The organism is Alistipes sp. dk3624 (assembly GCF_009557455.1).
GTDB classification, from domain to species: domain Bacteria; phylum Bacteroidota; class Bacteroidia; order Bacteroidales; family Rikenellaceae; genus Alistipes_A; species Alistipes_A hominis.
On record NZ_CP045651.1, the window covers coordinates 2,583,390 to 2,601,889 of the forward strand.

Sequence of the window (18,500 nt, forward strand, 5' to 3'; positions counted from 1 at the left end):
TCGGGGTTTGCAGAGAAATACCGGATAGGCTTTCGATAAAAGACAGTAACGGTAAAATGAAATAATTATGAGTAAGAGCGAGTTTGAAAAATATGCGACCGGTCATGCCGGGATCAGCAGTCTTAAACTGCATCAGTTCAAAGCGGCGGCGCAAGGCTCCATCTCCCCGACGATCATCGAGGAGCGGCAGATGAACGTGGCCGCGATGGATGTCTTTTCGAGGTTGATGATGGATCGGATCATTTTTCTGGGTTGCCCCGTTTATGACGACGTGGCCAATATCATCCAGGCGCAGTTGTTGTTTCTCGAATCGACCGAGCCGGACAAAGACATTCAGATTTATATCAACTCGCCCGGAGGATCGGTGACGGCCGGTTTGGGAATCTACGATACGATGCAGTTGATCAGTTCGGACGTGGCTACGATCTGCACCGGGCTGGCTGCCAGCATGGGGGCCGTCTTGCTGACGGCCGGAGCCAAGGGAAAACGTTCGGCGCTGCCGCATTCGCGGGTGATGATCCACCAACCGCTGGGCGGCGTCGAAGGACAGGCCTCGGACATCGAGATCACGGCGCGTCAGATTCTTCGCACCAAACAGGAGTTATACGAAATACTCGCTCTGCATTCGGGCGTAACCATCAAAAAGATCGAGAAGGATGCCGACCGCGATTACTGGATGACCGCTCCCGAAGCGCAGAAATACGGTCTGATCGACGAAGTGCTGTCGGCCCGGAAGAAATAGGGCGACGGAACGGAAAACGACTGCAATCTAACGAATATACGAATTTCCGCATCGCGCGGATATTTTTGAATAGAAAATGGAGAAAAAGGATACGAAACGGCCGGCGGATCATTGTTCGTTCTGCGGGCTTTCGCGTTACGAGGTGGCTATGCTGTTCGACGGCGACAACGGAGCCCGCATCTGCGACCAGTGCATCGAGCGCGGGCATGCGCTGTTGGCCGAGAACCCCAAAAAGACGGTGCGCAAGGCGCCTTCCATCCGCATGGAGGAGCTTCTGAAACCGATTCAGATCAAACAGTTTCTCGATCAGTATGTGATCGGGCAGGAGAGCGCCAAGCGGCATATATCGGTGGCGGTCTATAATCATTACAAGCGGTTGCTGCACGAGGAGAGCAACGACATGCAGATCGAGATCGACAAGTCGAATATTATGATGGTCGGGCAGACCGGTACCGGGAAGACGTTGTTGGCCCGGACGATCGCCAAATTGCTCAAAGTGCCGTTTACGATCGTCGATGCGACGGTGCTGACCGAGGCGGGATATGTCGGCGAAGACGTGGAGAGCATCCTGACGCGGTTGTTGCAGGTGGCCGACTACGACGTGGCGCTGGCCGAACGCGGGATCGTTTTCATCGACGAGATCGACAAGATCGCGCGCAAAGGGGATAACCCGTCCATCACGCGGGACGTGTCGGGCGAAGGCGTGCAGCAGGCGTTGCTGAAGATCCTCGAGGGTACGGTCGTGAACGTACCGCCCCAGGGGGGACGCAAGCATCCCGACCAGAAATTCATACAGGTCAATACGTCGAACATTCTGTTCATCTGCGGCGGAGCGTTCGACGGCATCGAGAAGAAAATCGCCCAGCGGCTCAATACGCAGGCGCTCGGTTACGGACAGCTTCACAGGGAACGGATCGATAAGGACAACCTGATGCGGTACGTCATGCCGCAGGATCTCAAATCGTTCGGACTGATCCCCGAACTGATCGGGCGTATTCCGGTGCTGACCTACCTCGAACCGCTCGACCGGGTTGCGCTGCGCTCGATTCTGACCGAGCCGAAAAACGCGATTACGCGCCAGTACGTCAAGCTGTTTGAAATGGACGGCATCAAACTGACGTTCGATGAGGACGCTCTCGATTACATTGTCGATAAGGCGATCGAGTACAAGCTCGGCGCGCGCGGCCTGCGGTCGATCTGCGAAGCGATCATGATGGACGGCATGTTCGACCTGCCGGGCCAGGAGGGACGCAAGTCGCTGCGCGTGACGGTTCCGTATGCGAAAAGCCGCCTCGAAAGCGACAAATTCCGGCAATTGAAGGCCGTTGGCTGACGCGCCTAATAATCTAACCGAAACCGAAATACAGTGCCGGCCGGCGACGGAAAGTTTCCGACGGTACGTATGATCCGATAAGGAGTGTGCAAGGACATGCTCCTTTTTTTTGTGCTCGTTTGTTGCTCGTCGGAAATTTGCTTTAGCTTTTAAAAGAACGGATATCCCGCGTTTTTATCCACGGGTCCGCTTCCGAAATAAACCGTCCTGAAAAGAGATCTTCCCTTCGTCCGCCGTTTCGTCCGGCCGCGTTATCCGTTGAATGCGCGGCAAGGGGGCACCGGGAGGAAATACGGGCCGATCGAACGTTATTCGGATAAATTACAACAATTTGCCTGGATCGGTCATGAAAATGCGCGTGGAGATTTTGTATTGCCGGCCGTCGTCGGTACGGTAGATCAGATCTACGTAACAAGCTTTGAAACCGGTTTCGGGCAACGGTACGTCGACCGTGTATTTTTCGCTTTCCGGTTCCGGCAGCGGAGCGGAATTCCATTCCGCTTTGCGAAAATCGCGGGTCGGCGAGACGGCGCTCCACAGCTCTGCGCCGACAAGATTTTCGCGGGACATCTCCAGCGCGATTTTCAGATTCTTGCCTCCGGTTTTCGCCTGCCATGCGCAGGTCGGGAAAAGATTATCCGACAACAGCGAAGCGAAAAAAGCATCCAGCGTCAGCATCGCTTCGGCTCCGCCGCCGAGGTTATGCCCGGCGTTCGGGATGTAATGCAGCCGGTTGATCCCCGGGATCGAGTCGATGTAGTTCTTGACGTTGTCGGCCACCCAAAATTCGTCGTTGGTTCCCATCAGCAGCAGTTTGGGCTGCGACAATTTGCGGCGGTAGCTGTACGGGTCGATCATCTCGACGATGGCGCGCCCCTTTTCCGAAGAGATCGATTGCAGGATGCCCAAGTCGCTGTAATCCTTGATTTGTTCGCTGTAAGCGCCGTACGCTTCCAGTTGGTAACGGATGCTTTTGGGCATGTTCAGGATGTCGATCACCATCGGCGCGGCTGCCGCCACGCGGCTATCCTGCGCTGCGGCGAGCCAGGTCGTCCAGCCCCGTTTCGACGCTCCGGCCACGACGAATCCTTCCACTTTGCGCTGCAACCGCTCTGCGCAGAATTCCGTCACGGCGTCCATTGCCCGCACGGCGCTTTTGGTCATCGGGAACAGCAGCGGCCAGGTGTAGTCGCCGTCCTGCTGGAAACGGTGCAACGTATAAGAGATCAGCGCGTCCTCCTTCAGGCTGTCGTACAGCGGTTGGTTCGGAACCTGCCTCAGGACGGCTGTGACGGCGCGGTTGTCCTGCGCTATTTTTCCCATCGGCGCGAGCAGGCCTTCCTGTATGCCTCCGTTCCAGTTCGGTTGTCCGTCCTTGACCGAGCCGCCGGTAATCATCAGCAGCGCGCCGGGATGCGTGATCCGATCCGGTACGATGACCGAAAGCTGGTGCGTCCAGGTGATGTCCTGCCATTTCTGCGAAGTCAACAGCAGGTGGTAGACGGTCGCATTGCCGTCGCGCACCGTTTCCCGGACTTCCCAACCGTAGGTTAGGTCGCCGTTGTGCAAATAGGATTCCAAAGCCGTCGAGGGCGTTACGGCAGGGTCTTCGGCACGCGTCCCGGCGGCGAAGACTGCAACGAACAAGATTCCCGGCAATATCCGTCGGAATAGCAATCTTAACATAGGTTATTAAATGATTATCGGATCAATCTCTTCGTCAGGGCTACTCCCACTCCAGCGTCTTTTTCAGCTCCTCGGCACCGAATTTCGACGAATTGCCGAACCAGAGCACTTTCCCGCGCGCATCGAGCAAAACGCCGTACGGGACGAACTGCGCTCCGTAGGCGGTGAACGTCTTGTGTTCGTTGTCCACCGCGACGGCGAACGCATATCCTTTTCCGTCCATTACGCTTTGGATCTTATCTTTCGTTTCGCAGCCGATGACGACTACGTTCAGTTTTTTGCCGTAATTCCGCGCGAAGTCGTCCACGGTGGGCAGGCGCTTCATACTCAGGTCGCTGCGCGAGAAAAAGAACTCGATCAACGTGGGCTTTCCGCTTTGCAACTGGTTCTTGCTGATCCACTCGCTGAGTTTCAGTTCCGGAGCTTTTTCCCCGTTGATCAGTTGTTGCGCTTTGACTCCTGAAAAGGCCAGCAACAAAATGCCTGTTATAACGATGATCTTTTTCATGAGCACGACAATTAAACAAATATACGTATTCTTATTAATAAAACGAAAATCAGTATCAAAAGTTGCACCGATTTTAGCGACTGTATGTTTTTTGGACAGAAACTTTCCGGTAGATACTGGATTTTAAAGAATAAAATCCTAAATTTGTGAGATTCGGATTTGAATAATCCCCTTATTGCATACGGCAGCTATTAACTTACTTAAAAATAAAAATCTGTATCATGAAAGTATCGCACATCGAACACCTCGGTATCGCAGTGAAAAGCTTGGATACCGCCATCCCGTATTGGGAAAAAATGCTCGGAACCAAATGCTATAACATCGAAGAGGTCGCCGACCAGAAAGTGAAAACCGCTTTCTTTAAAGTCGGAGACACGAAGATCGAGCTGCTCGAATCGACCTCTCCCGAAGGTTCGATCGGCAAGTTCATCGAAAAGAGGGGCGAAGGCGTGCACCATGTGGCTTTTGCCGTCGACGGGATCGAAAACTGTCTGGCCGAATGCGAGGCGAACGGCATCCAACTGATCGACAAGGCTCCGCGCGGAGGCGCCGAAGGGCTTAGCATCGCGTTCCTGCACCCGAAGTCTACCGGCGGCGTGCTGACCGAACTGTGCGAAAACAAGAACAAATAATTTACCTGAAACCGTATATAACTGCAAAACTAAAATGAGCGACATTCAAGAGAAAGTCAAAGAATTGATGGGGTATCGCGAACAGGCGAGACTCGGAGGCGGTCAGAAAAGGATCGATTCACAACATAAAAAAGGGAAAAAAACGGCGCGCGAACGCATTAAGCTACTGCTCGACGAAGGTTCCTTCGAAGAGTTCGATATGTTCGTAAAGCACCGCTGCAATAATTTCGGCCTCGAGGAAGAGACCTATTTCGGCGACGGCGTCGTAACCGGCTACGGTACGATCAACGGCCGTCAGGTGTACGTGTTCTCGCAGGATTTCACCGTGTTCGGCGGTTCGCTGTCCGAAACCTTCGCCGCTAAGATCTGCAAAGTGATGGATATGGCGATGAAAAACGGGGCTCCGGTGATCGGAATCAACGATTCGGGCGGCGCACGTATCCAGGAGGGCGTGAACAGTTTGTCCGGTTATACCGAAATCTTCCAGCGCAACATCCTCGCTTCGGGCGTTATCCCGCAGATCTCGGCTATCTTCGGACCTTGCGCCGGCGGCGCGGTTTATTCGCCCGCGTTGACCGACTTCATCCTGATGAGCAAGGGCAGCAGCTATATGTTCGTTACCGGCCCGAAGGTCGTGAAGACCGTGACCGGCGAAGAGGTGACGCAGGAACAACTGGGCGGCGCTTCGATTCATGCGGCCAAGAGCGGCGTGGCCCATTTCGTTTCCGAAACCGAGGAGGAGGGGATCGAAATGCTGCGCAAGCTGCTGAGCTTCCTGCCGTCGAACAACATGGAGGACGCTCCGGTAGCCGCCTGCACCGATGCGATCGACCGGATGGAAGACGTGCTGAACGACATCATCCCGGACAACCCCAACAAGCCGTACAACGTGCTGGACGTGATCCATGCCGTAGTCGACGGCGGGGATTTCCTGGAGAGCCAGGCGAAATTCGCCCCGAACATCGTGACCGGTTTCGCCCGTTTCGGAGGCCAGAGCGTCGGGATCATCGCGAACCAGCCGAAGTTCCTGGCCGGGGTGCTCGATATCAACGCTTCGCGCAAGGCGGCCCGTTTCGTGCGCTTCTGCGATGCGTTCAATATTCCGATCGTGACGTTTGTCGACGTGCCGGGCTTCCTGCCGGGGACGGCCCAGGAGTACGGAGGAATCATTATCCACGGTGCGAAACTGCTGTTCGCTTACGGCGAGGCGACCGTTCCGAAAGTGACGGTAATCCTGCGCAAGGCCTACGGCGGAGCTTACTGCGTGATGAGTTCGAAACACTTGCGCGGCGATATCAACTATGCGTGGCCGACCGCCGAGATCGCCGTTATGGGGCCGAAAGGCGCTACCGAGGTGTTGTCGTCGAAAGAGATCGCTGCGATCGAGGACGAGCAGAAGAAAGCGGAATTCATAGCCCAGAAGGAGGAGGAGTACCGCGACAAGTTTGCCAATCCGTACGTGGCTGCCCGGTTCGGTTATATCGACGATATCATCGAGCCGCGTAACACCCGTTTCCGCATTGCGAGGGCGTTGCAGTCGTTGGCCAACAAGCGTCTGGCGAACCCGCCGAAGAAACATTCTAATATTCCGTTGTAGCGATGAAGGGATTTTTCAGCAGATTGTTTGCATCCAAAAAATCCGGATCTTCATCTTCCGAAAACGAAGTGGTTGCGGCGATTGCCGTCGCTCTCGAACTGTACGGCAGGGAGACCCGCACGGCTCCCGCTGCCGTCGTTCGGACGGCGAAAGCGGCTTCCGGATGGAATTGCAAAAGTTACGGGATGACCCGCCTGCCGCAGCGCAACCGCCGCTGGTAGGGAATGATTGCAGGGCGCCGCGGCCGGTCCGGTTTCCGGGGAGTCGGGACGCCCGTTCATACAAACGACAAATCGAATCATCATGAAGGAATATAAACTGAATATCAACGGAAACGATTACCAGGTCGCCGTCAACGACCTGAACGGAAACCGCGCTGACGTGACGGTGAACGGAACGAACTATACGGTGACGCTCGACCAGGGAAAAGCCGTCGCTGCGAAACCGGTCGCTGCCGCCGCGCCCGCTCCGGCACAGCCGGCGCCTGCCGCAGCCGCGAAACCCGCCGCCGGCGGAGGCGCTGTCAAGAGCCCGCTGCCGGGCGTGATCCTCGACATCAAGGTTGCGGTCGGCGATGCGGTCAAAGTCGGACAGCGTCTGATGGTGCTCGAAGCGATGAAGATGGAAAACAACGTCGATTCGGACAAGGAAGGCACTGTTGCGGAGATTCGCGTCGGCACCGGAGATTCCGTGCTCGAAGGAGACGTATTGATCGTTATCGAATAGGCATCCGGTCCGGCAGGTTGCTGCCGGGGCGCTGTCGCAAAACATTTCGGCTATGTATAAGATCAACCGTTGGGGTGCCGCGTTCCTGCTGTTGGCGGGGATGGCTTGTTGGGTTTGTTCCCCGCTCGGCGCGCGCGCGCCGGAAAAGATGCGGGCGAATTCCGGGCAAATCGGGCAGTTTTCCCGCGAGGGCGAATACGTCAAGGATTATTTCGTCATCAAGAAGGGGCGTACGTTCCATCTGTTCTACAATGTGGGCGTGGCCAACGATACGCAGGACTGGCAGGAACCGGACAGCGAAAAGGCGTTCGGACACGCCACTTCGACCGATCTGGTGCATTGGGAGCATCACCCGCGCATCATCCGGGTCGTTCCCGGTACGTGGGAGGGGCAGGTCGTATCCGCTCCGTCCATCGTGAAGCACAAGGGAACGTACTACATGGTTTATACCGGGTTCGACGACCGTTGGCTGGGCAAGCAAACCGTCGGTCTGGCTACCAGCAAAGATCTGTTCGACTGGAAACGTTGTCCGGAAAATCCGGTCTATACGGCGCCGGAGTGGGCGATGCGCAATCCGACCGGTTGGGAGGATTGCCGGGATTCGCACATCCTGCGATATGGCGGGCAGTTCCTGATGTTTTCGATGGTCACTACCGCCGACGGCAAAGGCGCGATCGCGCTCGCTTCGTCGGACGATGCGATCCGTTGGAAAGACCTCGGGCCGGCGCTGATTACGTTTACGACGCCCGAAAGTCCGCGGGTTTTCGAGCATGATGGCACATATTATATGTTCGCTACCAGCGGACACGGGAAAGTGCTCTGCAAGACCAAAGACCCGATGTCGAACCGCTGGGAAGAGGTGCCGTTCGACTGGCCGCCGGACGGATTGTGGTCGGGCTGGGAGATCGTCGAAGATAAAGGCCGTCTGATTTTTTCTGCTTTCAAGTGGGAAATGAACGGCAATTTTATCCGTTTCTGGGAAGTCGAGTGGGACGGCGAAACGCCGGTTATCCGCTACTGACCGTTTTCGGAACCGGTTTGAATGACTTAAATTAACCAAGCATTAAAACGCTTCTTTATGAAAAAACTTTTTATCGGCCTGGTTGCCGCGGCGCTGTTCGCCGTAAACGGAACACGGGCGCAGAACCACCCGATCGAGATACTGCCGAAGCCGGTCAAGATCGTCGCTTTCCAGAACGCAGCCGTATTGAGCGGGGAGACTTCGGTTTATCTCGATCCGAAAGCGAACCTGAATCAGGATTACGTGACCGGGGTGCTGAAAGAGGCCGGGATCGATCCGGTCTATACGACCAAAGCCAAGAAAGCCAAACTGGCGTTTAAACTCAATGCCGTGCCGTCGAATAACAACGACGAGGCGTATCGTCTGGCCGTGATGTCCCCGGACAGCAAAAAGCAGATCGTGGCTACGGCCGACGCCCGTGCGGGGTTGCTCTATGCGTTGCAGACGCTGCGCCAGATGACCACGCCGCAGAACGGCCTGGTGACGATACCGGCCTGCGTGATTACCGATGCGCCGGCTTTCCCGTGGCGCGCTTACATGCAGGACGAAAGCCGTCATTTCCAGGGCGCTGAAACGGTCAAGAATCTGCTGGACGAGATGGCCCGGCTGAAAATGAATACGTTCCATTGGCATCTGGTAGACGATCAGGGGTGGCGTATCGAGATCAAAAAATATCCGAAGTTGACCGAACTCGGTTCGAAACGCGATTTCGACCACATGAACGTTACGTCGGAAGAGTGGGACGAGTTGTTCCCGAAACGCGCTTATTATACGCAGGACGAGATCCGCGACATCGTGAAGTATGCCGACGACCGGGGGATCAAGGTGATTCCCGAGATCGAGGTGCCGGGGCACGCTTCCGCTTCGATCTATGCCTATCCGTGGATCGGCGCCACGAGCCGCAGGGAAGGGAAAGCCGTCGTAGGCGATCTGTACGACGTGACCGACCCGAAGGTCGAGGAGTTCCTGCACGATATTCTCGATGAAGTGGTGGCGCTGTTCCCGTCGAAGATCGTGCATATCGGCGGCGACGAAGCGAATTACACGCACTGGCAGAATTCGGAGGAGATCCAGGCTTTCATGAAGGCCAACGGCCTGCCGACCTGCTCCGATTTGCAGGTATGGGCGATCAACCGGATGTCGAAATACCTCGCCTCGAAAGGGTGTCGGATGATCGGCTGGAACGAGATTACCGGCGACAATGTTCGCGGCGAAGCGCACGTACAGGCTAGCCAATCCGAGAGATTGGCTCCCGGTACGATCGTGCAGTTCTGGGACGGGGATATCAGTCTGGTGAACAAAGCGATCGAGAAAGGGTACGACGTGGTCAATTCGAACCGTTTCTTCACTTACCTGGATTATCCGTACGAAGTGACCCCGTTCGAAAAGGCTTATTCGTTCAACCCGATTCCGGACGGCCTGGCCGATGCCGATAAAGAGAAAATTCTGGGAACCGGTTGCCAGATGTGGGGCGAATTCACGCCGAACCTCGACCGGCTTTATTATCAGATTTTCCCGCGTATCGCGGCTTATGCCGAGTGCGGCTGGACGCCTGCGGACAAGAAATACTACGAAGATTTCCGCAAGCGGTTGAAAAAGATCGAGAATATCTGGAAAGAAAAAGGTTATCTGAAAACCCAGTTGGATAAATATTGATTTTCCATCCGATCCGTTGTCGTTCGTAGCGGAACGCGCGGGTCGGACCGTAAAAAAGAGTCCGGGAAAACGGAGACGATTTCGTCATACCGTTTTCCCGGACTCTTTTGGGGCGTTCCGGAAGCGGCGCTTATCCGAGTTCGACGGTTTTCGTGATTCCTATTTCGTCGGTGAAGTTCCGGTCGTGGGAGATAACGAGCAGGGTGCCCCGATAATCGCCTATCGTATCGGCGAGCACGGCGAGGCTCGACAGGTCGAGATTATTGGTCGGTTCGTCGAGAATAAATAGATCGGGAACATGGTTCGAGATCATCAGGCAGCACAGGCAGAGCCGCATCTTTTCGCCGCCGCTCAGCGCGTTGCAGCTTGTGTCCCACGTGTCTGCGGCGAATAGGGCCCGCTTGAGCCGCATCTTGATCTCGTGGTCGCAAAGGTTGCTGCGGTTGTATTTTTGCGCCAGTTCCAGTACCGTCTGCGGAGTGTCGACCAGACTGTATTCCTGGTCGAGGCAGACGTACGAGAAGTCGGTTCTGCGGATTTCGCCCGCTGTCGGGAACAGTTCTCCTGTCAGCAGCCTGACGAGAGTCGTTTTGCCGCTGCCGTTGTTGCCGGTAAGACGTATCCGTTCGCCGCTGCGGATCTCCAGGTCGAGCGGCATTCTCCACAACGGGCGCTCCCGGTCGTAACCGAAGTTCACTCCGTCCGCAGCGATCAGCAGTTTCCCGTTATGCAGCAGCGCATCGTCGAAATCGATTTTGAACCGGCACGCCGTTCCGCGCTGTCGCCGCAGATCGTTCAGCCGCTTTTCGTTCAGGCCGACGATGTCCGAATGTTTTTCCCGGAGTTTCGAAATCGTTGTTTCACCGCGGTCTTTCGCCCCTTTGCGCAGGATGCGGGGAAGCCGGTCTTTGTTCCGTTCTCCTTGGTTGAACCTTTTCTGCTGTCGTTCCGCGATTTCTTGCGCTTTTTTACGGGCCAGCCGCAGCGCGGCCTGTTCCGAATCGATCCGCTGCTCCAGGGCGCTGTCTTCGATTCGTTTTTGTTCCCGGTAGAAATTGTAGTTTCCTCCGTATGTTTTGAGCCCTTTCTTGGAGAGTTCGCAGGTGCGGTCGAGCAGATTGAGCAAGTAGGTATCGTGACTGACTACGATCAACGTAGCCTTGCAGGTGCGGATGTAGTCGTAAAGCCGGTCGCGGCCCGTGCGGTCGAGGTGGTTCGTGGGTTCGTCGAGCAGTACGATGGCCGGTCGGTGGATCGTCAGTCCAGCCAGAGAAAGTCTCGTTTTCTCCCCGCCGCTCAGCGAATCGGTCGATGCGGTTAGTTCTACGTGCGGCAGGCCCCAAGCGTCGAGAGCGGAACGACAGCGGGATTCGATGTCCCAGTCGTCCGCCAGCGTGTCGTAGTGATCCGGGTTGGCGCTGCCGTCGCAGATGGCGCGCAGTGCGTCGAGTTTCTCCGCGACGCCCAATGTCCGGCCGACCGATTCGCTCCGGATGTCCGTTTGCTGGGGAACGTAATAAGGGGAGACGGAACGGCCGATGCTTCCGCAGGAAGGAGCCAGTTCTCCGGCGATCAACCTTAGCAAGGTCGATTTTCCGGTTCCGTTATTTCCGACGATCGAGATTTTCTCGCCCGGAAGTACCGATAGGTTGACCGGTTCGAAAAGAGGTTGCCGGTTGGTATAGCGGTAATTTACACCGCTTAGGATAATACTCATCAAAGTACGATTAATAGGGGTCTTGCATGAGACCGGGTTGATAAACCGAAAAATGTTAGTTGCTTCGAGGCGTCGGTTTAACAGTACCGACTATCAATCGTTTATTCTCATCGGAGTATTTTTTGATTCGGGTGCAAATCTAAGCATTAAAATCCGGTTAACCTAACCGGGCGCGGAATTTCAACGGAATGGATTTTTTAGATGATTGCTCCTCGGGTGGTCGTTTAAGCGCGGCGAATAAATAAAAAAAGAGGATGACCGAAGTCATCCTCTCCGTCCCGGAAGACCCGGTCTTATTCCATGTAGAATACCTCTTTCAGCGGAATCGAAACCGGCGAGTTGTCCGGATTCACGTCCATGATGTCGGCCATGTAGTCCCACCATTTTTTTACGATCGGATTCGTGCCGAGATCCTGCGAACCGCTCTCGCCTCCCTGTTCCTGAACGGCGAACAGCAGGTTCGTCTCCTTGTCCCAGAAGATGTAGTAGTCGCTTACGCCGGTTTCTTTCAGCAGTTTGACCAGTTCGGGCCAGATCGCGCGGTGGCGTTTTTCGTACTCTACCTCGCAACCGGGTTTGAGTTTCATTTTAAATGCGCATTTCATAATATTGAAGTTTTATTGGTTAAGAATTCCGGAACCGGAGTCGGTTCCGGAATTCGAATAGGTTTTATCCGGTTTAGTATCCGAACGCCATGTTCATCAGCGACGGTGCGAATACCGAGAATACCAGGATCACCAGACCGATGACCAGTACGGAGATCGTTTTCGAATTGCAGCCTTTCCATTCTTTGAGCAGGATGCCCCATACGTTCGAGAACGTTACGTTCAGCGACATCAGGATGCTCCATGAGAAGGCCATCAGCAGCGGCGAATCCACCAGGAAGCTCTTGCCCATTTCCAGTCCGAAGAACTGTGAATACCACAGCACTCCGGCCAGCGCGCAGAACAGCACGTTGTTTACGAAAATGCCGCCCGGAACGGAGAAATAATCTTTTCCCGTTTTGTTTTTGATATTTTGCTGGATACAGTAAGCGGCATTCGTAAGGAATCCGCCGAAAGTCACCAGCAGGATAACCGGCAGACCGGCGAACAGCGGTTTCACGCCGTTGGTGAGCGCAGCTTCTTTGATCGGTGTTCCGGCGTCGAGACCGAGTGCGAAACAGGCGCTCATTACGCCGGCCAGCAGGGCTACGAGCAGACCTTTGGTCAACGCGAAATCTTTGATAGCGGCTTTTTTCTCCTCTTCGGTCATGTTTTTCGAGCGCAGCGAACCGGCGTAACCGATCACGGCGATACCGGCTAGCGTGATGCACACGCCTACCAGCAGGATCAGACCCTGGCCCTGGAACAGGTTCGTGCCGGCGAAAATGGCCGGCAGCAGCGTACCGAATCCGGCACAGGTTCCCAGCGAGATCGACTGCCCGAGCGCAACGCCCAGGTAGCGCATGCTGAGTCCGAACGTCAGACCGCCGACGCCCCACAATATGCCGTAAACGATGGCTTTTGCAGCGCCGCCGTTTCCGAGCAGTTCGAACAGTCCCATTCCTTCGGGAACGCCCAGCAGCGCGCCGAGCAGCGGAAATACGAGCCATGCGAAAATGCCCTGGACGATCCAGAAGCTTTCCCAAGCCCAGTTCTTCACTTTATTGATCGGCACGTACGAGCTTGACTGCCCGAAACTGCCTATCGCGATGATAAGTAAACCCAGTAAAATTTCCATATGAATCAGTAGTTTTTAACAAGCTATCCGCACATGTCGTTTTTCGGGAGAAAAACACATGCACGGACAGCTCGCTTGGTTAATATCGGATATTATCTCTTAGAGGTAATTTCCTTTTCGTATTTTTCGATTTCCGTGATGTAGTCTTCGGCAACGGGAACGTTGTTCTTGTAGCAGAAGTAGTCGTACACGGCAGCCCACGGCATACTCTTGGCTTCTTCGAGCACAGCCATGCGCTGGAACAACTGGCCGTTCGCTTCATACTGGCGCAGTTTGCTGATCGGGGTCAGCAGTGCCTGCAGGAACGCTTTCTGCGTAGCGCGGCTACCTACCACGTATGCGCCGATCCGGTTGATCGAAGCGTCGAAGTAGTCGAGACCGATATTGGTCTTGTTCAGTGCGTTGGCCCATACGATTTCCTGTGCCAGCAATTGTACGCTGTCGTTCAGGATAACCACGTGGTCGCTGTCCCAACGTACCGGACGGCTTACGTGCAGCATGATTTCCGGCGTGAAGAGCAGCAGCGACGAGATCTTGTCGTAAGTCTCTTCGGTCGGGTGGAAGTGACCCATGTCGAGCGTGCACATGATGCCGTTCTGTACGGCGTAACCCATGTAGAACTCGTGCGAACCTACCGTGTAGCTTTCGAGGCCCACGCCGAATACTTTGCTCTCGACGGCGTCTTTCACGTTTGCGAATTTGTGGGCGAAGATCTGATCGAGCGAGTCTTTCAGCAGCGAACGGTACAGGTAACGGTCGACGGTCATATCTTTCGAACCGTCGTGGATCCACAGGTTGTGGCAGGCTTTGTCGCCGAGCTGTTTACCCATTTCGTCGGCGATCTTACGGCTGCGGATGGTGTGTTCGATCCAGAAGTCGCGGATGCCTTTGTCGCGGTTCGACAGCGACTGGTCGCCGCTCTTCGGGTGCGAGAAGCTGGTGCTGTTGAAGTCCAGTTTCATGTTGTTGGCTTTCGCCCAGTCGATCCAACTCTGGAAGTGTTTCGGTTCGATCTGATCGCGGTCTACCTTTTGACCGCCGAAGTCGCCGTAGATGGCGTGGATGTTCAGACGGTGATTACCCGGCAGCAGGCTTTTCACCTTTTCGATGTCTTTGCGCACTTCTTCGATATTGCGGGCTTTGCCGGGATAGTTGCCGGTGGCCTGAATACCGCCCGAAAGCTGTCCGTCCGGGTTTTCGAAACCGGTTACGTCGTCCGTCTGCCAGCAGTGCAGCGACAGGGATACTTTGGCGATCTGTTCCAGTACGGCGTCGGTATCGACACCGATTTCGGCATAGCGTGCTTTGGCGGCCTCGTAGGCTTGCTGGATTTTTGCGTCTTTCATGGTTTTTGTTTTAAGTTAAAGAGTATTGAATGATTGTTGTTTTCTGTCGTTACCGAATCCGGCGGAACGGAATTATTTGATCAGCGATTTGATGCGTTCGTAAGCGGCGTTCCATGCGTCGGTATCTTCCGGCGTGAACGTTTCGATCTCGATGGCTTCGCCGATCATGTCGCGCATCTCCTGCAGCGAATTGACGCAACCTGCGGCGCGCGCCTGCAGCATGATGTTGCCGATGGCCGTGCCTTCCGACGGGCCGGCGACGACGGTTACGCCGGTCGCGTTGGCCGTGAACTGGTTTAGCAGGCGGTTCTTTGCGCCCCCGCCGATAATGTGCAGCCGTTCGATCGGGAACGGAGCCAGCGAACGGAACTTATCGAGCACGTTCTTGTATTTCAGCGCGAGGCTTTCGAAGATGCAGCGGATCAGTTCGGAGTGGTTGCGCGGAACTTTCTGGCCGGTTCTGAGGCAGAAGTCCTTGATCGCCTTGATCATGCTGGGAGGATTGGCGAACGATTCGTCGTCCGGGTCGATGAACGACTGGAACGGAGCGGCGTCGCGCGCCATTTTGACGATTTCGGGGTAAGTGTATTCGATCGCTTCCTTACGCCACTCTTTGATGCACTGTTCGAGAATCCACATGCCGGTGATGTTCTTCAGCAGTCGGGTAGTGCCTTCGACGCCGCCTTCGTTGGTGATGTTCAGGCGCGAAGTTTCTTCGGTGATGATCGGGTCTTTGACTTCGATCCCCATCAACGACCAGGTGCCGGAGCTCAGATAAGCGAATTTTTCGTTTTTGGCCGGAACGGCTGCCACGGCCGATGCGGTGTCATGACCGGCAACGGCTACCACCGGCAGTTTGCCCAGTCCGGTTTCTGCGGCCAGCGCATCGGTCAGCGTACCGATCACGTAACCCGGCATCACGATGTCGCCGAACAGGTTGGCCTTCACGCCCATTTTTTCGAGCAGGCAAGTTTCGAACTTCTTGGTGCGCGGGTTCAGTATCTGCGACGTGGATGCGATCGTATATTCGACCACTTTCTTGCCGGTCAGCATGTAGCTCAGCGCGTCCGGAATGAACAGCGCTTCTTTCGCGGCGTTCAGCAGCGACGAGTTGTCGCGCTTCATCGCGTAGAGCTGGTACAGGCTGTTGAAGTTCATGATCTGGATGCCGGTGATATCGTATACCTCTTTGCGGGGCAATACTTTCTCGAAATATTCTTCCGGCGCTCCTGCCGTGTGCTGGTCGCGGTAAGCGTGCGGAATACCCAGAATCTGACCGTCTTCGCCGAGGAATACGAAATCGACGCCCCAGGTGTCGATGCCGATCGAGGTGATCTCCACGTCTTCCTTGGCGGCGGCGATCATGCCGGCCTTCAGGTGTTCGTACAGCGAGAAGATGTTCCAGTAAGCGTGTCCGTTCAGTTCGAGGATCTGGTTCGGGAAGCGGGTCAGTTCCTTCATCTGGAGTTTGCCTTCGTTCAGCGTCCCCAGGATGGTACGGCCGCTGGTTGCTCCAAGGTCGAACGCCAGAAATGAAATTTGTTTCATCGGTTTTCGGTTTTTAAGTTTATTTAATTTGTTTGGCTTAATAAGCTGTCCGAACAGCCGTCGCAAATCAAATTTCCGAAAACCGAACACGCTGAGATCGTTTTTCGGAGTTTGCAGATTGTGCGGGGGAATCCCCGCGTCCTCGTTGCTCCGGCTTTTCGCGCCGTCCCGACCGTCCCGGTTTTTAGCCCCGGTTGCTCGTTCCGTCTGCGATACGATTTCTTTCGTGTCTCTCTGTCGCGTTGCCTCTTTGTAACCTCCATGTCTTTCGGCGCGCCGTCGTTTTCCGCCGCATGTCCGAAAGCTGCATCCGTATCTTATTGTCCGGCTGTTGCCGACGGATGCCGTGTTTTTGTGAAAGCAAATGTACCTAAAACAAGGGATATGCCTGTGAAAATAATGATATAAAAAATATATTTTTTGATACCCTTATTTTCACAGGCTGCCTCCCTGGCGGCCGAATCGCTTCCCGCGGTTCGTTATTTTACCACTTTCACGCCTTTCGGGACTTCGATCTTCGATTTGATCTTCCCGTCGGCCTGTTTCTCATGACGTACCTTGATCACTCCGTACGGCGTCGGAACGGTTCCTTCGACCCATTCGAGACCGCCGAGGTTCGGTTCGATCTTCACGGCTTTGCAACCCGGTTCGACGATCTTCACGCCGAGCACGTATTCGCTGAGCCATGCCGTCGGCCCCGATGCCCATCCGTGCGCCAGGCTGTGACGGTAGCCTTTGTAGCAGTAGTCGCCGTAAGTGCGGTGAACGTCCACTTTACCGGCCGGGATCAGCTCGTCGATCCGTGCGGCGTTTTTCTTCCAGTTGATGTCGAAGTCTTCCCAGAAAGTCGTAGCGCCGAGGTCGAGCATACCGCCCCAGTAGTCCTTCATGTTCTGGATCGCATCGGTATAGTCTCCGGCCAGGGCTTGGGCTTTCAGCATGTAATAGCCGTAGAAGGTCGAGAAACCGTGGGCGCCGCCCACTTCGAGCACTTCCTTGTTGGCCGTTTCGGCCGGAACGATGCCGGCCAGGGCGATCAGTGCGGCGGACTGTTTCGACGTTTTGTAGTCGGGCGTTACTTTTTTCATCCGGTCGGCGGTTGCGGTGCATTGTGCGGCCAGTTCTTTGTCGCCCAATGCGTTCAGCATTTCGGCTCCGGCTTCGAAAGTCATCAGCATCAGCGCGTGCAGGCCGGCGTTGACGGCCAACGTGTCTTCGCTGGTCGGCCAGTCGAGGAAGCGTCCGCCGCCGTCGAGGTGTTCACGGCCTTCGGCGTCCACCTTGCTCATCAGGATCTTCATCAGGTCGCTGAGGTATTGTTGCTGCTGTTTCAGGTAATTCAGGTCGCCGCGGTACATGTAGTAGTCGCGGTGGATCAGCACCCACCACAGCGAATAGGAGCACATGCCGTTCATCCAGCCCGGTAGCGGGGTTTCGTCGCGGGCGAAGTCCAGGCCGCGCGAAAGCGCCTCGTTGTCGCCGAATACGGCCAGCGCGGTACGCACTTCGGGATGCAGGTCGCCGAGCCATACCAGGCGGTCGCGCTTCGGGGCCTCTACGAGATATTCCTGCAGGTTCAGGTGCAGCGTGTAGGCGCCGGTCGCCCAGATGCTGTCCACGCGCGGATCGTTCGAACGGAACGAGCCGAGGTACGGGATGTCGCGGTATAACAGGCTGGCGCGGATCTCCTTGATCGGCAGTTCGACATCGTCTTCGAGCATGTCGATCCGGACGAAACGGAAGCCGGAGTTCCCGACTTCGCAGACGCCCAGCCACGGCAGTTCGATCGTGTAGTCGCGCATCGCGTGGTCGTTCGTCGCGCCGTTTTCCTTCGTGATCTCGCACATCGCTTCGCCGACCGATTCGCCGAGGCGCACGCGTACCTTGACGGGTTTGGTCGATGCGCGAATGCAGGTTACGAACTGCAGTCCCCCGTGGATTTCACGACCGAAATCCAGCAGGATCGACGGACGCTTACCCTCTTTGGATACGAAAACGGTTTTCGGAGTATTGGCCGTCGTAGCCTGCCCGTTGCCTTGCAACAACAGGTTCTCGGAGCCGGTGATCAGGTCGCCGTTCTGCGTCCACATCACGCGCACGGGCGAAATATACGCACGCGTACGGGTATCGAATTGTGTCTTTTCGGCCACTTCTTTCGGGAATACGGGGGGCAGGTTGCCCTTGCCCATCGGTTGCGCCTGAAGCGAAGCGGCATACACGAGGAATGCACAGATAAAAAGTTTTTTCATTTCGGTTGTTTGTGTTT

Annotated in this window: 16 protein-coding genes; 8 read left to right on the plus strand and 8 right to left on the minus strand. The window is 55.6% G+C overall.

All coding sequences use genetic code 11. The features are described 5' to 3' along the window. The first annotated feature begins 67 nt into the window (after window positions 1–67). Window positions 68–742, plus strand: a complete 675-nt coding sequence (clpP, locus tag GFH31_RS11020) for an ATP-dependent Clp endopeptidase proteolytic subunit ClpP (RefSeq protein WP_055201840.1) — start codon at window positions 68–70, stop codon at window positions 740–742. 76 nt (window positions 743–818) lie between these two features. Next, window positions 819–2,075 carry an ATP-dependent Clp protease ATP-binding subunit ClpX gene (gene clpX / locus GFH31_RS11025; protein WP_055201838.1) on the plus strand — a complete coding sequence of 419 codons (1,257 nt, stop codon included), beginning with the start codon at window positions 819–821 and terminating at the stop codon, window positions 2,073–2,075. 321 nt (window positions 2,076–2,396) lie between these two features. On the opposite strand, the gene GFH31_RS11030 is transcribed toward clpX, so the two are convergent. Together GFH31_RS11030 and GFH31_RS11035 are read right to left on the minus strand one after the other, a co-directional pair. Then, window positions 2,397–3,761 carry a PhoPQ-activated pathogenicity-related family protein gene (locus GFH31_RS11030; protein WP_153497936.1) on the minus strand — a complete coding sequence of 455 codons (1,365 nt, stop codon included), beginning with the start codon at window positions 3,759–3,761 and terminating at the stop codon, window positions 2,397–2,399. A 40-nt stretch (window positions 3,762–3,801) separates the two neighbouring features. Then, window positions 3,802–4,269 carry a TlpA family protein disulfide reductase gene (locus tag GFH31_RS11035; RefSeq protein ID WP_055201834.1) on the minus strand — a complete coding sequence of 156 codons (468 nt, stop codon included), beginning with the start codon at window positions 4,267–4,269 and terminating at the stop codon, window positions 3,802–3,804. A 221-nt stretch (window positions 4,270–4,490) separates the two neighbouring features. On the opposite strand from GFH31_RS11035, the gene mce reads away from it, so the two are divergent. The 6 genes from mce to GFH31_RS11065 all read left to right on the plus strand — a co-directional run bounded on the left by mce (window position 4,491) and on the right by GFH31_RS11065 (window position 9,901). Then, window positions 4,491–4,901, plus strand: a complete 411-nt coding sequence (mce, locus tag GFH31_RS11040; RefSeq protein WP_055201831.1) for a methylmalonyl-CoA epimerase — start codon at window positions 4,491–4,493, stop codon at window positions 4,899–4,901. 34 nt (window positions 4,902–4,935) lie between these two features. After that, window positions 4,936–6,498 (plus strand): acyl-CoA carboxylase subunit beta, encoded by a 1,563-nt coding sequence (locus GFH31_RS11045; RefSeq protein WP_055201829.1) that lies wholly within the window; start codon window positions 4,936–4,938, stop codon window positions 6,496–6,498. A gap of 2 nt (window positions 6,499–6,500) precedes the next feature. After that, window positions 6,501–6,719 (plus strand): hypothetical protein, encoded by a 219-nt coding sequence (locus tag GFH31_RS11050; RefSeq protein WP_055201827.1) that lies wholly within the window; start codon window positions 6,501–6,503, stop codon window positions 6,717–6,719. A gap of 82 nt (window positions 6,720–6,801) precedes the next feature. Further along, window positions 6,802–7,224 carry a biotin/lipoyl-containing protein gene (locus tag GFH31_RS11055; RefSeq protein WP_153497937.1) on the plus strand — a complete coding sequence of 141 codons (423 nt, stop codon included), beginning with the start codon at window positions 6,802–6,804 and terminating at the stop codon, window positions 7,222–7,224. 52 nt (window positions 7,225–7,276) lie between these two features. Continuing rightward, on the plus strand, window positions 7,277–8,245 hold the full coding sequence (locus tag GFH31_RS11060; protein ID WP_153497938.1) for a family 43 glycosylhydrolase: 969 nt from the start codon (window positions 7,277–7,279) through the stop codon (window positions 8,243–8,245). A 57-nt stretch (window positions 8,246–8,302) separates the two neighbouring features. After that, window positions 8,303–9,901, plus strand: a complete 1,599-nt coding sequence (locus GFH31_RS11065; protein WP_153497939.1) for a beta-N-acetylhexosaminidase — start codon at window positions 8,303–8,305, stop codon at window positions 9,899–9,901. Between the two features lie 130 nt (window positions 9,902–10,031). Here the strand turns inward: GFH31_RS11065 and GFH31_RS11070 are convergent, their stop codons facing one another. From GFH31_RS11070 to GFH31_RS11095, 6 genes are all read right to left on the minus strand, one after another. Further along, window positions 10,032–11,618: an ABC-F family ATP-binding cassette domain-containing protein gene (locus GFH31_RS11070; protein WP_118458430.1), complete on the minus strand. Its 1,587-nt coding sequence runs from the start codon at window positions 11,616–11,618 to the stop codon at window positions 10,032–10,034. A gap of 293 nt (window positions 11,619–11,911) precedes the next feature. Next, window positions 11,912–12,226, minus strand: coding sequence for an L-rhamnose mutarotase (rhaM, locus tag GFH31_RS11075; protein WP_055201816.1), 315 nt, complete (start codon window positions 12,224–12,226; stop codon window positions 11,912–11,914). Window positions 12,227–12,296: 70 nt separating this feature from the next. After that, the gene (gene rhaT / locus GFH31_RS11080; RefSeq protein ID WP_101571193.1) at window positions 12,297–13,340 is read right to left on the minus strand and encodes an L-rhamnose/proton symporter RhaT; all 1,044 of its coding nucleotides are present in this window, start codon (window positions 13,338–13,340) and stop codon (window positions 12,297–12,299) included. A 92-nt stretch (window positions 13,341–13,432) separates the two neighbouring features. After that, the gene (locus GFH31_RS11085) at window positions 13,433–14,686 is read right to left on the minus strand and encodes an L-rhamnose isomerase (protein ID WP_055201813.1); all 1,254 of its coding nucleotides are present in this window, start codon (window positions 14,684–14,686) and stop codon (window positions 13,433–13,435) included. Window positions 14,687–14,758: 72 nt separating this feature from the next. Next, window positions 14,759–16,234, minus strand: a complete 1,476-nt coding sequence (locus GFH31_RS11090) for a rhamnulokinase (protein ID WP_055201811.1) — start codon at window positions 16,232–16,234, stop codon at window positions 14,759–14,761. 479 nt (window positions 16,235–16,713) lie between these two features. Beyond that, window positions 16,714–18,423: an alpha-L-rhamnosidase C-terminal domain-containing protein gene (locus GFH31_RS11095; protein WP_101571625.1), complete on the minus strand. Its 1,710-nt coding sequence runs from the start codon at window positions 18,421–18,423 to the stop codon at window positions 16,714–16,716. Window positions 18,424–18,500: the final 77 nt, after the last annotated feature.

Coding starts and splice junctions, on each gene's coding strand:
- clpP (WP_055201840.1), top strand. CDS start 68: ATGAGTAAGAGCGAGTTTGAAAAATATGCGACCGGTCATGCCGGGATC.
- clpX (WP_055201838.1), top strand. CDS start 819: ATGGAGAAAAAGGATACGAAACGGCCGGCGGATCATTGTTCGTTCTGC.
- GFH31_RS11030 (WP_153497936.1), bottom strand. CDS start 3,761: ATGTTAAGATTGCTATTCCGACGGATATTGCCGGGAATCTTGTTCGTT.
- GFH31_RS11035 (WP_055201834.1), bottom strand. CDS start 4,269: ATGAAAAAGATCATCGTTATAACAGGCATTTTGTTGCTGGCCTTTTCA.
- mce (WP_055201831.1), top strand. CDS start 4,491: ATGAAAGTATCGCACATCGAACACCTCGGTATCGCAGTGAAAAGCTTG.
- GFH31_RS11045 (WP_055201829.1), top strand. CDS start 4,936: ATGAGCGACATTCAAGAGAAAGTCAAAGAATTGATGGGGTATCGCGAA.
- GFH31_RS11050 (WP_055201827.1), top strand. CDS start 6,501: ATGAAGGGATTTTTCAGCAGATTGTTTGCATCCAAAAAATCCGGATCT.
- GFH31_RS11055 (WP_153497937.1), top strand. CDS start 6,802: ATGAAGGAATATAAACTGAATATCAACGGAAACGATTACCAGGTCGCC.
- GFH31_RS11060 (WP_153497938.1), top strand. CDS start 7,277: ATGTATAAGATCAACCGTTGGGGTGCCGCGTTCCTGCTGTTGGCGGGG.
- GFH31_RS11065 (WP_153497939.1), top strand. CDS start 8,303: ATGAAAAAACTTTTTATCGGCCTGGTTGCCGCGGCGCTGTTCGCCGTA.
- GFH31_RS11070 (WP_118458430.1), bottom strand. CDS start 11,618: ATGAGTATTATCCTAAGCGGTGTAAATTACCGCTATACCAACCGGCAA.
- rhaT (WP_101571193.1), bottom strand. CDS start 13,340: ATGGAAATTTTACTGGGTTTACTTATCATCGCGATAGGCAGTTTCGGG.
- GFH31_RS11085 (WP_055201813.1), bottom strand. CDS start 14,686: ATGAAAGACGCAAAAATCCAGCAAGCCTACGAGGCCGCCAAAGCACGC.
- GFH31_RS11090 (WP_055201811.1), bottom strand. CDS start 16,234: ATGAAACAAATTTCATTTCTGGCGTTCGACCTTGGAGCAACCAGCGGC.
- GFH31_RS11095 (WP_101571625.1), bottom strand. CDS start 18,423: ATGGGCAAGGGCAACCTGCCCCCCGTATTCCCGAAAGAAGTGGCCGAA.